Below are 14,793 nucleotides of genomic sequence, written 5' to 3'. Positions count from 1 at the left end.
GATTGTTATTTAATTAAGTTGGATAAAAATGGAATTACAGATGACTGTAAAGGGAGACGATATTTCGCTGCAGGAGAGAAATTACCTACCTTGATGCTGATACCACCCGGAGGAAGTACCCTGAACATATCCTCATCGGTAGTGTCATCGCCGATAGCCATCACAAAGTCATACGCCCCCTTGTCCAGCCTGCGCAGCACTTCACTGCCCTTGTTGAAATCGGGAGGTTTGACCTCTACAATCTTATTTCCGGGGACGATCTGGAGATTCAGTCGGGAACAGGGTCCTATCAGGGCATTGATCAGTTGCTGTGCCCGCAATTCTGCAAGCCAGACGTCTACTTTACGATAGTGCCATACCAGGGCGGCATCCTTTTTTTCCAAATGAGAACGGGGAGTTTTGTCTATCGCATGCTGGATGATCTGAATGATCTCGTCATCCCATTCCACTTTCTCCTGTATGTTTTTATGCCATTGTCCGTTTTCCTTGTAAAACATACCATGCTCGGCAGCAAAATCAAGATCCAACCCCCGAAACCATTGGTCAAGTATTTGACGGTTCCTTCCGCTGTTAATCACCACCTTGTTTCTTTTATCCCCGGTCATCTTTTGTAAAAGCTCCAGTAATCCGGGAGATGGAACAGCATCTTCCGGTTTCTTGACAAATGGTGCAAGGGTACCGTCATAGTCGAGCAGAATCAGGCGGGAGGTAGCATCGTCATAAGCGTTCTTGATCTGGTTGAGCTGTCTTTTCCCTACGATCTTCTGCAGTATCTCCTTATTCTGGACTTTGATGGACTGTAGTTCTTCCACGAAATCATTTGCCCATTTCTTTACCGACTGTTTGGATATCCGTTTCTGCATATTTTGCAGCCTTTCTCTCTTTTCTTGTTCGGGCATACGCAGTGCCTCCAATATGGCTCTTTCAATTTCGTCGCTGTCGTTTGGGTTGATGATGATGGCATCCTGTAATTCGATAGCGGCACCGGCCATTTCGCTGAGGATAAGAACGCCGCTGTGGCTGTTTTTGGTTGCCAGATACTCTTTGGCTACCAGATTCATTCCGTCGCGCAGAGGAGTTACCAGGGCAATCCCGGCAATATCATACATCGCAATCAGTTCTTCGAATGAAAAACTACGGTAAAAATAATAGATGGGAGTCCATCCCAATCTGGAATATTGGCCGTTGATCTCCCCGATAGCCTGGTCGATTTTTGTTTTCAGGTCAGCGTAAATATCCACACTGTCACGGGAAGGAACGACTATCATGGCCAGCGATATCTTCTCGTGATATTCGGGATAATTATCCAAAAACTGTTTAAAACCTTGCAGACGATGCAGGATACCTTTACTGTAATCAAGACGATCTACGGAGAGTATTACGGTAGTGTCGCCCAGCTCTTTGCGGAGCATCTCCGACTTTTCCTTCACTTCCGGTAACCCGGGTGCCTCATGGTATTGCTCATAATTGATGCCCATCGGGAAAGCATCGACATGAACGATCCGGTCCTGGAGATTGATCTCGTCGAGGCTGCAGTTCAGATCCAGTACGCGATAGATGGCACTGATAAAATGCCGCATGTAATCATGCGTATGAAAGCCGATAAGATCCGCGCCGAGTAAGCCTTCCAATACTGCTTCCCTTTCTGGCAACACCCTGAAAAGTTCATAAGAAGGAAAAGGAATATGATGGAAATAGCCGATATTCGTATCCGGTTTTTCTGTACGGATCATTTTTGGCAATAACATCAATTGATAGTCCTGAACCCATATCATGTCATCCTTTTCTATAAAAGGAATTGATTCCTGACAAAACAGTCGATTCACTTCCTGGTATGCTTGCCAGTATTCCGTTTTGTATTCGATATAGGAAAAAAAGTAATGACACAACGGCCAGATGGTACTGTTACTGTAACCTTCGTAATAGTATTCAATCTGATTGGCAGAAAGAAAAACAGGATGAAAATTCATTTCATGTAATTTCTTCGTGATCTCCTTCTTTTCCTCTTCATCCTCAGTATGAATGCCGGGCCAACCGACCCAGTAGATTTCGGATTCTGTCTCTAATGATCCGAGGCCTGTGGCAAGCCCCCCTTCACTTCTGACGATACAAAACCCTTTCTCTTCCCGTTCAATTTTAACAGGTAATCTATTAGCAATTATTATTATCTTCATATTTTATTCAATACTTTTCAAATCAAGAGCCATGACTATTTAAATTAAAAATGAAAAGTGAAAAACACTTTCCCACCTTATCACATGATTAAATTGGCACATTGATTTATTGACTCATTAGTATATTAATTATAACGTTATACTTTCATGAAAGATTAAAATTTAACTTATTTTTTCTGTTTAGATTCTTTTTTTATCAAATCGTTCGTGAACAAAAAAACAGTATGGTTTGTTGCTTCCACTTTTTTATAGTAATTTCGTTGTTCAGATTACAACGTTTTCGATAAGCAATACGAGCAAAAGACAAACTTGTTTGAATGTTTTCGATAAGTGAGTACAGAGGAAAAACTTGTTTTTACTATGTCGAGCATAGAACTATTTCGTTAAGTGAGAGCAGAGTAAATTTATTTACTTTGCCGAACGCAGAATTGAAAATCGAGGAGCAAGGCGACTCAAAGTGCCTGATGTAATTGAACTATTGAGAAGTATCTAAACTAAGGATTGCAATTTTATAGTAACATCATCATATAATTATGGCAAAACAAAAAACTTACTTAACCTGCGACGGTAATCAGGCCGCCGCTCACATCGCGTATATGTTTAGCGAGGTGGCTGCGATCTACCCGATAACCCCTTCTTCCACTATGGCCGAATATGTGGATGAATGGGCGGCTGCCGGAAGAAAAAATATTTTCGGACAGCCGGTACTGGTGCAGGAGATGCAATCGGAGGCCGGGGCTGCCGGAGCTGTACATGGCTCTTTGCAGGCGGGTGCACTTACATCCACTTTTACTGCCTCTCAGGGGCTGTTGTTGATGCTCCCCAACATGTACAAAATAGCGGGAGAGTTGCTCCCCGGCGTATTTCACGTTTCGGCACGTGCATTGGCTTCACACGCCCTTTCTATTTTCGGCGACCACCAGGATGCAATGGCTGCAAGGCCTACCGGTTTCGCACTTTTTGCTACCGGATCGGTACAGGAAGTGATGGACCTGGCGGCCGTAGCACACTTGGCTGCGATAGAAAGCCGTATTCCTTTTCTCCATTTCTTCGACGGATTCCGTACATCACACGAAATCCAGAAGATAGAGGCTTTATCGAACGACGATCTGGCACCCCTTATTAACCGGGAAGCTTTACAGGCATTCCGTGACCGGGCATTGAATCCTGATAATCCTGTTACAAGAGGTACGGCTCAAAATGATGATATTTATTTTCAGGCACGCGAAGCTTCCAACCCGTTCTACGATGCAGTACCAGGTGTTGTGGAAAAATACCTCGAAAAACTGGCTGCTGTGACCGGCCGTAAATACGGCCTATTCGATTATTACGGTGATCCGCAAGCTGAGAGAGTAGTGATCGCCATGGGTTCTGTAACGGAAACTATTCGTGAAGCAGTAGATTACCTTAACGAAAGAGGGGAGAAAGTGGGAATGGTAGCCGTTCATCTTTATCGTCCCTTTAAGGCCGAAGCGTTTTTGTCGGCAATTCCGGAAACGGCGAAACGTATCGCCGTACTCGATCGGACCAAAGAACCGGGTGCTGCCGGACAGCCGCTCTATCTTGATGTAAAGGATTCCTTCTATGGAAAAGAGGGTGCACCTGAAATTGTGGGAGGGATTTATGGCCTTTCATCCAAAGACACCACTCCGGCACAGATCGTATCGGTCTTTGAGAACCTCTCTATGAATATACCGAAAAACGATTTCACTATCGGTATTGTAGATGATGTGACATTCAAATCACTTCCTTTGAAAGAAGAGATCACTATAGATGAGACCACCTACGAAGCCAAATTCTACGGATTGGGATCGGATGGTACTGTCGGAGCTAATAAAAACTCTATCAAGATTATCGGTGATAATACCGATAAATATGTACAGGCTTACTTCGCTTACGACTCCAAGAAGTCGGGCGGATTTACCTGTTCTCACCTTCGTTTTGGAGATAATCCTATTCGTTCGACTTATTTGGTGAATACACCCAATTTTGTAGCATGCCATGTGCCGGCCTACCTGCATCTGTATGATGTGACCAAAGGATTAAAAAAGAACGGAACATTCCTTCTCAACTCGGTATGGGCTAAAGAAGAAGTGGGCAATCATCTGCCTGATCATATAAAGAAGTATTTTGCTGAAAACAATATCAGGTTCTATATCATCAATGCTACGAAAATTGCCGAAGAGATCGGATTGGGTAATCGTACCAATACCATCCTGCAATCGGCATTTTTTAAAATATCCAACGTTATTCCTTATGAACTTGCTGTGGAGCAGATGAAGAAATTCATTGTGAAATCATATGGAAGAAAAGGGGAAGAGGTGGTGAAAATGAACTATGCGGCGGTCGACCGTGGAGGTGACGTGGAAGAAGTGGAAGTGCCTATGGAATGGGCTGTTATTGAGACTGTTGCCGATACCTCCAACGATGCACCTGAATTTATCCGGAAGGTAGTACGCCCGGTAAATGCACAGCGAGGTTACGGTCTGCCCGTATCTGCTTTCAGCGGCCGTGAAGACGGTACCTGGGAGATGGGTACAACCACTTACGAGAAACGCGGTGTAGCGGTGAGTGTGCCGGTATGGAAGCCGGAAACATGTATCCAGTGTAATCAGTGTGCTTATGTATGTCCCCACGCTACCATACGCCCGTTTGTTCTCGATGAGGAAGAACAGAAAGGTGTAGGAGAAGATGTGGAAATCCTGAAAGCACAGGGCAAGCAGTTTGCCGATATGGGTTTCCGTATTCAGGTCGATGTGCTCGATTGCCTCGGTTGTGGTAATTGTGTGGATGTATGCCCCGGCAAGAAAGGAGAAAAGGCGCTTGAAATGGTGCCAATCGCCACACAGTACGACAACCAGAAAAACTGGGATTATATGGTGGATAATGTGACCAGTAAAGCACATTTGGTAGATGTGAAACTGAATGTGAAGAATTCCCAGTTTGCCACACCGTTGTTTGAATTCTCCGGTGCCTGCTCAGGTTGCGGAGAAACACCCTACGTGAAGCTGGTTACACAACTCTATGGCGAAAGGATGATGATCGCCAACGCCACCGGTTGTTCCTCTATCTACGGCGCTTCTGCCCCGGCCACACCTTATACCAAAAATGAAGAAGGTAAAGGGCCGGCATGGGCCAACTCGCTCTTCGAAGACAATGCTGAATACGGATATGGTTTTGCAATTGCCCATATGAGTATGCGTAACCGTATCCGGGACTTAATGCAAAAAGGGCTCGCATCGGGAGAATTCACCGAAGAACAGAAAGAACTGTTCCGTCAATGGATCGATAACGGAGAGGATGCCGATGTGTCGAAAGAGTTGGCCCCCAGGATCGTTGCATCTCTCACCGGGGCAGGTAACCAGATCGCAAAAGAGATCCTATCACTTGAGAAATATTTGTCCAAGAAGTCAATCTGGGTATTCGGAGGTGATGGTTGGGCTTATGATATAGGATTCGGTGGTCTCGACCATGTACTGGCAAGTGGACAGAATATCAATATATTGGTACTTGATACAGAAGTCTATTCCAATACGGGAGGGCAATCATCCAAGTCGACGCCGATCGCTGCGGTTGCCAAGTTTGCTGCTGCCGGAAAGCGGATACGCAAAAAAGATCTCGGTATGATTGCTGCTACGTACGGATATGTATATGTAGCACAGGTAGCCATGGGAGCTAACCAGGCACAAACACTGAAGGCGATTAAGGAGGCCGAGTCTTACAACGGTCCTTCAATTGTGATTGCCTATTCTCCCTGTATCAGTCACGGCTTAAGAAGAGGAATGGGACACGCCCAGTCTGAACAAAAAGCTGCAGTAGAATGCGGATACTGGCACCTGTGGCGCTATGACCCGCGTCTTGAGGAAGAAGGAAAGAATCCGTTCCAACTCGACAGTAAAGAGCCGGACTGGAGTAGATTTAAAGACTTCCTGCTCGGAGAAGTCCGTTATACCCAGTTGATGAAGTCATTCCCGCGGGAAGCCGATGAGCTTTTTGCAGCTGCGAAAGAGAATGCACAATGGCGGTACCGCTCTTACCGGCGGATGGCTGAAGCATCGTTTGCTGTGCCGGTAACAGAAACAGCGGATGAAGCGAACTAAATAACAATATAGCTGTTATACTCCCGGGGGTATCACTTATTGTGATACCCCCGGTTGTTTAAAAATAATGATGTATCTTTGCGGCTAAAAAAGATGAACAGTTATGAAAATCCAAATCATCAACGGCCCGAATCTCAACTTGCTGGGTGTCAGGGAACCGGAAGTATATGGTGGTCAGACATTCGGCGACTATCTGGAGCAGTTACGGGCCGATAATCCAGGTATTGGGATCGACTATTTCCAATCGAATGTAGAGGGCGAAATCATTAACAAGATACAGGAAGCCGGATTTGAAAGTAATGGTATTATCCTCAACGCAGGAGGTTATACTCATACCTCTGTAGCTATTCGCGATGCTATCAAGGCGGTTTCTGCTCCGGTAGTAGAGGTGCATATCTCCAATGTGTATGCGCGGGAAGAGTTCCGTCATCACTCTATGCTGTCGGCTGTCTGCCTTGGAGTTATTGCCGGTTTTGGTACCGATTCCTATCGTTTGGCGTTGAATGCTTTGGTTCGCGATAAAAGATAATAAAATGATTAAATGATGTGATAATTCAATGATTTATTGATTAATCAACAAATTATCACATCAATAAATTTACAAATCAACATATATATATGTATAAACATACGAAAATTATTGCCACTATTTCTGATAAACGTTGTGATGTACCTTTTTTAGAACAATTATTCGATGCCGGAATGAATGTGGTAAGGCTTAATTCTGCCCATCTTGATGAAGAAGGGTTTCTCAATATTATTAACAATGTACGGATAGTTTCTGATCAGATCGCGATATTGGTAGATACCAAAGGCCCGGAGATTCGGACTACGGTGTTGGAAAATCCTATTGAATTGAAAATTGGAGACAAGATAAGAATTGTAGGAAATCCGGAGGGCATCTCTTCAAGAGATACAGTATATATCACCTACCGGAATATTACCGAAGAGATGCATGTGGGGGATGATATCCTGATTGATGACGGAGAAGTAGATTTGGAAGTGATCGAGGTTGCGAACGATTATCTGCTCTGCTGCGCCAAAAATGACGGGGTGATCGGTAGCCGCAAGAGTGTGAATATTCCCGGTGTGCGTATCAACCTTCCTGCAATTACTGATCGCGATAAGAAATTTCTCGAATTATCCGCAAAACACGATGTGGATTTTGTGGCTCATTCGTTCGTGAGAAATAAGGAGGATGTAGAAGCTGTACAGGAAATACTGGATGCGCTGCGGAGCCCTATCAAAATTATTGCCAAGATAGAGAATCAGGAAGGTGTGGATAATGCCGACGAGATACTGGAAGCAGCCTATGGTATTATGATCGCCCGTGGAGACCTGGGAATAGAAGTAGCTCAGGAGAAAATACCCGGTATACAGCGTGTGCTGATCAGAAAAGCCATTCATCATAAGAAGCCGGTTATTGTAGCTACTCAAATGCTGCATTCCATGATCAATAATCCACGTCCTACACGGGCGGAAATTACCGATATCGCCAATGCAATCTATTATCGCACCGATGCAGTAATGCTTAGCGGTGAGACAGCATATGGTAAGTATCCGGTAGAGGCGGTACGTACCATGGCAAAGACAGCCTATGAGGCAGAACTGACCAAACTGTCGGAGAATGATATCCGGGTACCCTATGATCCTGATGATAATCGTGAGGTTACCGAATTTCTCGCCAAGCAGGCAGTGAAATCGTGTGCCATCCTGAATGTAAAGGCGATTGTGACTGACAGTCACACCGGCAGGACTGCCAGGGTATTGGCTGCATTCCGGGGAAAGAGTCCCGTTTACGCTATTACCACTACCAAGCGACTGGCACGTGAGTTGGCACTGTCATACGGTATCTGGGCAGAATTTCAGCAAGGAAAAGGGGATGGTAATACCAAGGAGAGCCGGCGAGCCTATTTCACGGAAGCGATTAATCAAATGCTCGGGAAGAAGACGATCCAGTCTCAGGATAGAGTAGCTTACCTGGGAGGAAGTTTCGGTGAAACCGGAGGAACGACCTATCTGGAAATCATAGATGTCTGGAGAATTCTCGAAGCGAAAGAGAAATACAATCTACCCGATTATACAATGTAGCAATTTAATGTGCCAATGGGACTAATATGCTAATGTGCCAATATAATAAGATAATGAGGTTCGCACGATAAATCTGTAATTGGTAATTAGTAATTCTAAAAGTAGTATCGAATGAGCAAAATAGAAGAATACATACTGTCCCATATAGATGCGGAGCCGGAGGTGCTGAAAAAGATCGATCGGGATGCGCATGTGAAACTGTTGCAGGGAAACATGACTTCCGGGCATCTGCAGGGACGCTTCCTGAAAATGATCACGCAAATGATCCGTCCGAAGCGGGTACTGGAAATCGGTACTTTTGTCGGATATTCAGCTCTCTGTTTCGCAGAAGGCCTCGTAGAAGGAAGTGAACTTCACACCATTGAAATTGATGATGAATTAGAGGATCGGATACGCAATAATTTTGCACAGTCTGAGCACGGAAACAAGATTATCCTTCATATTGGTGATGCGTTGGATATCCTTTCCCGTTTTCCGGATGAAAGTTTCGATCTCGCTTTCCTTGATGCCGATAAGGAAGATTATTGTCTTCATTACGAAGATACCCTCCCGAAGATCAGGAAAGGGGGTTTTATCCTGGTCGACAACACCCTTTGGTACGGAAAAGTAATAGAAGAGGTGAAAAGTAACGATTGGGCAACCCAAGCGATATTGGATTTTAACAGGAAACTGGCCGATGACGACCGGGTGGAGAAGGTGATCCTGCCTCTCCGCGACGGATTGACATTGATAAGAAAAAAATAACAATAGCATGGATACGAACAGACAACAAAAAGTAAACCGGTTGATACAGAAAGAACTCAGTGAGATTTTTCTGCTGGATGCCAAAAAGATGCAGGGCGTATTGATTTCGGTAACCAACGTACGGGTATCGCCCGACCTGGGTATCGCCCATGCCTATCTGAGTGTGTTTCCGTCGGAAAAAGCAGAAGAGTTGGTTAAAAATATCAATGAAAATGTGAAGACCGTCCGTTACGACCTGGGCAAGCGGTTAAGAAACCAATTGCGGGTGATCCCTGAACTGACGTTTCATGTGGATGACTCGCTCGATTATATCGAAAATATCGACAGACTATTGAAAGACCAGTAAAATCCCGGCCGGTGAACGTCTCCTTTTTCATAGCGCGCAGATATCTCTTCTCAAAGAAATCACACAATGTCGTCAACGTGATTTCCGCTATATCGGTATGCGGTATCGCTGTCGCTACTGCGGCTATAGTATGCGTACTTTCTATCTTTAATGGTTTCGGAGGTATTGTGGAGGGTACGTTCAATGCTTTCGATCCCGATCTGAAGATTACGGTGAAAGAGGGAAAAGTGTTTGATTATCATACGCCGGAATTTGAGAAGGCGTTACAGGTAAATGGCATACAGATCATTTCCGAATCACTGGAAGAGAATGCCCTTTTTATGTTCGGCGAAAGTCAGGTTCCGGTGCTGATGAAAGGAGTATCGGAGGAGTTTAAGTTGATGACCGACATGGAGAAGTTATTACTGGAGGGATCATTTAACCTGCGCGAAGATGTGGTGGACTATACTACGCTGGGTTCCGGATTGGCAATGACACTTGGCGCGCGTCCCGGTTTTATCAATCCCATTGAAATATATGCACCCAAACGTGATGTAAGGGTAAACCTGGCTAACCCGGCTGCAGCATTCACTAGAGCATACATTCAGATTGGTGGCGTTTTCAGCCTCAATTCCCCGGAATATGACGAACAAATGGCTATCATTCCTATTCAACTGGCGCGGGATCTTTTTGAGTATGAAAACCAGGTGACGTCACTGGATATCAAATTGGACCCCAACGTCTCGGTGAACAGAGTGAAGCGTGAAATAGAACGTATCCTGGGAGATAATTTTCTTGTGGAAGACCGGTATCAACAACAAAAAGAATCGTACCGGATGATGCAAATTGAGAAATGGGTGACCTTCCTTATCATGGTATTCGTCTTGTTGATTGCTGTTTTTAATCTGGTGGGTTCGCTTTCAATGCTGATCGTGGAGAAACGGGACGATATCAAAAGCCTGCAGAATATGGGAGCATCCGAACAATTGATATCACGTATCTTTTTGTACGAAGGATGGTTGATTTCGTTTATCGGTATCATCTCCGGCATAATTACCGGATTGTCATTATGTTTATTGCAGCAACATTTCGGATTACTTCAGTTAAGTGATACGCCTGGTGCTTATATTATTGATGCCTATCCGGTGATCGTCAAAATGACGGATGTGGTGATCGCCTTTGCGGTTGTGAGCTTGATAAGCCTGTTGACAGTGCTTTATCCCGTCAATAACTTGAGAAAGAAACTCCAACAGTAAGGTGGAAAAGTGGAAAGGTGGAAAGATTAGAAAAGGGATAATGTGCTTTGCAGGATAGAGGATAGAAGCTTTTAGTTTTTCATTTTTAATTAAAAATATGAAAATAGCTATTGTAGGAACAGGTTATGTAGGTTTAGTTTCAGGAGCCTGCTTTTCTGAGATGGGTGTCGATGTGACCTGTGTGGATATCGACAGAGAAAAGATTGAGAGGTTGAAAAAAGGGATCATACCTATCTACGAACCAGGGTTAAAGAATATTGTGGTGCGCAACTATGAAGCGGACCGTCTTCATTTCTCGACCGATTTGTCGGCCATACTGAACGATATGGAAATTGTGTTCATCGCAGTGGGTACTCCCTCCGACGAAGACGGAACGGCCGATCTTTCTTATGTGATGACAGTGGCAAATACTATTGCCGAGCACATGTCCAAATCCTTGTTGATTGTCACCAAAAGTACTGTTCCCGTTGGAACTTCATATCGTATCAGGGATCTGGTGAGAAAACGACTTGATGAACGGGGATTGACAGATCTGCAATTTGATGTGGCCTCCAATCCCGAATTTCTGAAGGAAGGTGCGGCTGTGAACGACTTTATGAGCCCCGATCGGGTGATTGTGGGAGTGGAAAGCGAAGAAGCAAAAAACTTGATGACTAAACTTTACCGTCCTTTCGTGCTGAATAATTTCCGGGTTATCTTTATGGATATCCTCTCGTCGGAGATGACCAAGTATGCGTCCAACGCTATGCTGGCTACACGTATCAGTTTTATGAATGATATCGCCAATCTGTGTGAGAGGGTAGGAGCCGACGTGAATATGGTACGCCGTGGTATGGGCAGCGATTCCCGGATTGGCAGAAGTTTCCTTTATCCTGGTTGCGGTTATGGAGGTAGCTGTTTTCCCAAGGATATTCGTGCGTTGATTAAGGTGGCGGAAGATGCCGGATATGAGATGAACGTTTTGAAGGCAGTCGAAGAAGTGAATAATCGTCAGAAAGATATCCTGTTTCAAAAATTTAAACATCATTTTAACGGCGAAATGGAAGGGAAGACCGCAGCTGTATGGGGATTGTCGTTTAAGCCGGAAACCGACGATATGCGTGAAGCACCGTCACTCACCCTGATCAAAAGCCTGCGGGAGGCAGGTGTATCTGTGCGGGCTTATGATCCCGCGGCAATGCAGGAAGCCCGTTATTACCTGAACGATTCCATCTATTATGCTACCGATATTTATGATGCCGCCAATGGCGCTGATGCGTTGATAGTACCTACTGAATGGAAAGAATTCCGGCTCCCCAACTGGAGTATCCTGAAGAAGATCATGAACAATCATGTTGTGATCGACGGGAGAAATATCTACAATATGGAAGAGCTTGCCTCTTACGGTTTTGCTTATAGCGGTATCGGGCAATAGTGATATCTGTAACATCTCACCTAACGCACAGGAAAGGCTGGCTTTTCTCCCGATGAATATTAATATCTCCTGTCCCGCATGGAGATAGAAGCCGTGCCGGATGAAGTTGCCGGAGATCTTCTTTTGCTCCGACGGTTTACTTTCTGCTGTTGAGGGACAACAGAGTGGTTTTCCTGCTTCCAGAGATTCTTTTCGAAATCGATCAGTTCCTGTTCTAATCTTGCCTGTTCAGCCTTCATTTCTTCGGGAGTGGAGGTATATTGCGAGATAGCAAGGTTTCGCGGATTTTGCGCTTTATAAATCTCCCCGTTATATTTTCTCATGCGGAAAAAATCATCGATGCTACCGCTCATACTGTTGTTGAGCGATGACCCCATGACCGGTATCCGTCGTGCATAAGGGACTATCTCCTCGTAGGGGATCCAGAAGAGCGGATAGCGGGTGGTGGCACCATAATCGTCCCGGCGCTGCAAAACGGGGCAGATGGCGAGCGGCCTAACCCTGAAAGAGGAATTGCCTGTATCGAAATAGTAGGCCTCTTTCACAAAATAACCTTCTACCTCATTACCGGGGATATCGACATCGTTGACTACGATCTTTCCGTCGGATGTTTCATAGTAAATCCCAAACCGATCCAGCAATTCCTGAAAATTGACCCGGTATTCCTCTGTGAATTCTTCCCGTCCGTCTAAGTACTCATAAGCAGGAATGGTTTCTTCCTGCAGTAGATTAAATAACATAGTAAAGAGACTTATTCTTCCATCTACGGGAGTGACCGGATAATAGAGTGGGGCATTGGCCTCTTTGGTGAGGTCGAGATAGCGGTAGATAATACGAGACCATTTGGCATTTTGTATACTTTCCTCACTGCGGCGGTTCTGCTGCTCTATGCGGACGTTCGTGCCGGTAGCCTGTTGCTGCACTGTGCTCTGCCGCCGTTCTATTCTCTCCCTCGCTGTCTCTTGGGCGGAAAGGGTAGTAACTCCTACTGTCAACAGAATGAATATAAGTAATCGTTTTGTTTGCATTCTTTTTATTTCAAATTCAAAATTCAAAATTCCAGATTCAAGAACCAAGATTATAAAATTTGACTACGTCGTTTTTTAATTCATAATCATGAAATTATTAAATTATCACATCAGCCTTACCTCCATCACTGCAATCTCCCGTTCAGTGCCGTCGGGACCGGCAGCCCGTACACCCGAAATATAGAAATAACTGCCTCGTGCAAGACGTCTGATCTGCTCTTTCTGCCTATCAGAGAAACGGTTCCCATCGGAAACTTCGGGAATAGCATTTCCCATGGAATCGAAAAAGACAGTACGGAAACTGATTACCCGGAACGGAATGGAAAGGATGCCGTCGTCGATAGCTGCATTTATCCCGCTGGCATTCATTAAAGCCGCTTTCTGTAATCCACCTCCCCTGAACATTACCGGATTTCCGTTCGCATCACTGTATTCAATATATGGAGTGGGATCGGGGAGCGCACGTACCCTGAACTCTTTAACGGCCACTCGCCGAACATCTCCACCCGTGGTACGGGCCGATACCGATATTGTGACATCCTGTCCTATGGCCGAGGGACGGGCAATCCACATATTTCCCCGACGGCTGAGGGTGCCGTTGGTGATAGTCGCACTGACATCCTGCGGAGCGATACCGGGTACGGAAATGCCGATCTCGTTGTCGATGCCGGCATACAATACATTCATCAGGGTAGGAGCGATGGTAGCGATCGGTTCAATCACAGTGTAGCTGCCCGCAAACGGGCGACGGGTCACGCTACCCTCACTGCCGGTCATTTCTAAATATCCTTCTACCGGGAATGTTCCGGTACGGTCGGCCCGGACGGAAAAGGATCCGTTTTCTTCTGTGTCGAGAATCTCCCCGTTGACCATAATAAGAGGTTGCCGGGTAGAGTCTTCTGCCGAGAGTACAATACGGGCATTATAGGAACCACCTTGGATGACGATATCGGACTCGGGGATGATATAGGCATTCAGCCGGTTTACACGAAAATCGCCAATATCCACATTGTGCAGGATATTGGAGAGTGCTTCTCCTTCCGATGAACGGATATCATTCTCTATCTTGGTAAGCATGGTGATAGCTGCAGCCAGCGGCATTTGTTCAAAAAGAGAGGCTTCCCAGCTTTTATTGGCTGACCGTGGTTGTGTGCTGAGATTTTTTTCGATAATTGCCCGGCGGGCGGGATCTGTTACGAGTTGCGTTACTGAGTCGCGGTAGGTATCGATTGTATTCCTGAATTTTCTTCCTTCACCATTTACGGGGGAGAGCATAACCACCGAAGCGGCTTCCAGATCGTCTTTGTGTTTGATGTTATTGATATCTGCTTTTCTTCCGTCAGCTTCACGCACCATACGCAGTTTCAGTTCTCCAATATACCTTGTCAGCGAATCGCTCATGGTGCGCACCTGCACTCCTTTCCGGAACCACTCACCGGCCTTTTCCGGGTTTTGTGCATGGTAGGCCGTTAATTCATCCATGATTAGCCTGTTGCGTTCCAGCATCGTACCGGATGAATTTCCCAGACTATTATCCACCATTTCGAATCCGTCGAGTACTTCGACCGATACGTTCAACGCCAGCATTGCAATGAATACCAGATACATCAGGTTGATCATTTTCTGACGGGGGGAATTGGGACTGTTGACTGCCATGGATG

Annotated in this window: 10 protein-coding genes; 7 read left to right on the top strand and 3 right to left on the bottom strand. The window is 45.4% G+C overall.

Annotated elements, in window-relative coordinates:
* Positions 1 to 5 precede the first annotated feature (5 nt).
* Positions 6 to 2,174, bottom strand: a complete 2,169-nt coding sequence (locus tag F597_RS0104585) for a bifunctional alpha,alpha-trehalose-phosphate synthase (UDP-forming)/trehalose-phosphatase (RefSeq protein WP_019538538.1) — start codon at positions 2,172 to 2,174, stop codon at positions 6 to 8.
* Positions 2,175 to 2,707: 533 nt separating this feature from the next.
* Here F597_RS0104585 and nifJ point away from each other — a divergent pair.
* The 7 genes from nifJ to F597_RS0104550 all read left to right on the top strand — a co-directional run bounded on the left by nifJ (position 2,708) and on the right by F597_RS0104550 (position 12,104).
* On the top strand, positions 2,708 to 6,274 hold the full coding sequence (gene nifJ / locus F597_RS0104580) for a pyruvate:ferredoxin (flavodoxin) oxidoreductase (RefSeq protein WP_026327121.1): 3,567 nt from the start codon (positions 2,708 to 2,710) through the stop codon (positions 6,272 to 6,274).
* A gap of 103 nt (positions 6,275 to 6,377) precedes the next feature.
* Positions 6,378 to 6,803: a type II 3-dehydroquinate dehydratase gene (aroQ, locus tag F597_RS0104575; protein ID WP_019538536.1), complete on the top strand. Its 426-nt coding sequence runs from the start codon at positions 6,378 to 6,380 to the stop codon at positions 6,801 to 6,803.
* Between the two features lie 89 nt (positions 6,804 to 6,892).
* Entirely contained in the window at positions 6,893 to 8,365 is a 1,473-nt protein-coding gene (gene pyk, locus F597_RS0104570; RefSeq protein ID WP_019538535.1) for a pyruvate kinase, read from the top strand.
* Between the two features lie 111 nt (positions 8,366 to 8,476).
* Positions 8,477 to 9,109: an O-methyltransferase gene (locus tag F597_RS0104565; RefSeq protein WP_019538534.1), complete on the top strand. Its 633-nt coding sequence runs from the start codon at positions 8,477 to 8,479 to the stop codon at positions 9,107 to 9,109.
* Positions 9,110 to 9,116: 7 nt separating this feature from the next.
* On the top strand, positions 9,117 to 9,455 hold the full coding sequence (gene rbfA, locus F597_RS0104560; RefSeq protein ID WP_019538533.1) for a 30S ribosome-binding factor RbfA: 339 nt from the start codon (positions 9,117 to 9,119) through the stop codon (positions 9,453 to 9,455).
* Between the two features lie 11 nt (positions 9,456 to 9,466).
* Positions 9,467 to 10,690: an FtsX-like permease family protein gene (locus tag F597_RS0104555; RefSeq protein ID WP_026327120.1), complete on the top strand. Its 1,224-nt coding sequence runs from the start codon at positions 9,467 to 9,469 to the stop codon at positions 10,688 to 10,690.
* A gap of 97 nt (positions 10,691 to 10,787) precedes the next feature.
* The gene (locus tag F597_RS0104550; RefSeq protein WP_019538531.1) at positions 10,788 to 12,104 is read left to right on the top strand and encodes a UDP-glucose dehydrogenase family protein; all 1,317 of its coding nucleotides are present in this window, start codon (positions 10,788 to 10,790) and stop codon (positions 12,102 to 12,104) included.
* Positions 12,105 to 12,163: 59 nt separating this feature from the next.
* Here F597_RS0104550 and porN read toward each other — a convergent pair whose 3' ends face one another.
* Both porN and porM read right to left on the bottom strand, forming a co-directional pair.
* Positions 12,164 to 13,132 (bottom strand): type IX secretion system ring subunit PorN/GldN, encoded by a 969-nt coding sequence (gene porN / locus F597_RS20120; RefSeq protein WP_044060067.1) that lies wholly within the window; start codon positions 13,130 to 13,132, stop codon positions 12,164 to 12,166.
* 105 nt (positions 13,133 to 13,237) lie between these two features.
* Complete coding sequence (gene porM, locus F597_RS0104540) at positions 13,238 to 14,788, bottom strand: type IX secretion system motor protein PorM/GldM (RefSeq protein WP_019538529.1); 1,551 nt, start codon at positions 14,786 to 14,788, stop codon at positions 13,238 to 13,240.
* Between the last annotated feature and the right edge of the window lie 5 nt (positions 14,789 to 14,793).

This window comes from Proteiniphilum acetatigenes DSM 18083, assembly GCF_000380985.1.
GTDB lineage: Bacteria > Bacteroidota > Bacteroidia > Bacteroidales > Dysgonomonadaceae > Proteiniphilum > Proteiniphilum acetatigenes.
Note: the sequence above shows the minus strand (reverse complement) of the source record. Positions and strands in the feature narration are given on the sequence as shown.

Excerpts from the sequence above, each read along its gene's own strand:
- porM (WP_019538529.1), bottom strand. The coding sequence starts at position 14,788 with ATGGCAGTCAACAGTCCCAATTCCCCCCGTCAGAAAATGATCAACCTG.
- F597_RS0104565 (WP_019538534.1), top strand. The coding sequence starts at position 8,477 with ATGAGCAAAATAGAAGAATACATACTGTCCCATATAGATGCGGAGCCG.
- aroQ (WP_019538536.1), top strand. The coding sequence starts at position 6,378 with ATGAAAATCCAAATCATCAACGGCCCGAATCTCAACTTGCTGGGTGTC.
- nifJ (WP_026327121.1), top strand. The coding sequence starts at position 2,708 with ATGGCAAAACAAAAAACTTACTTAACCTGCGACGGTAATCAGGCCGCC.
- rbfA (WP_019538533.1), top strand. The coding sequence starts at position 9,117 with ATGGATACGAACAGACAACAAAAAGTAAACCGGTTGATACAGAAAGAA.
- porN (WP_044060067.1), bottom strand. The coding sequence starts at position 13,132 with ATGCAAACAAAACGATTACTTATATTCATTCTGTTGACAGTAGGAGTT.
- F597_RS0104585 (WP_019538538.1), bottom strand. The coding sequence starts at position 2,174 with ATGAAGATAATAATAATTGCTAATAGATTACCTGTTAAAATTGAACGG.
- pyk (WP_019538535.1), top strand. The coding sequence starts at position 6,893 with ATGTATAAACATACGAAAATTATTGCCACTATTTCTGATAAACGTTGT.
- F597_RS0104550 (WP_019538531.1), top strand. The coding sequence starts at position 10,788 with ATGAAAATAGCTATTGTAGGAACAGGTTATGTAGGTTTAGTTTCAGGA.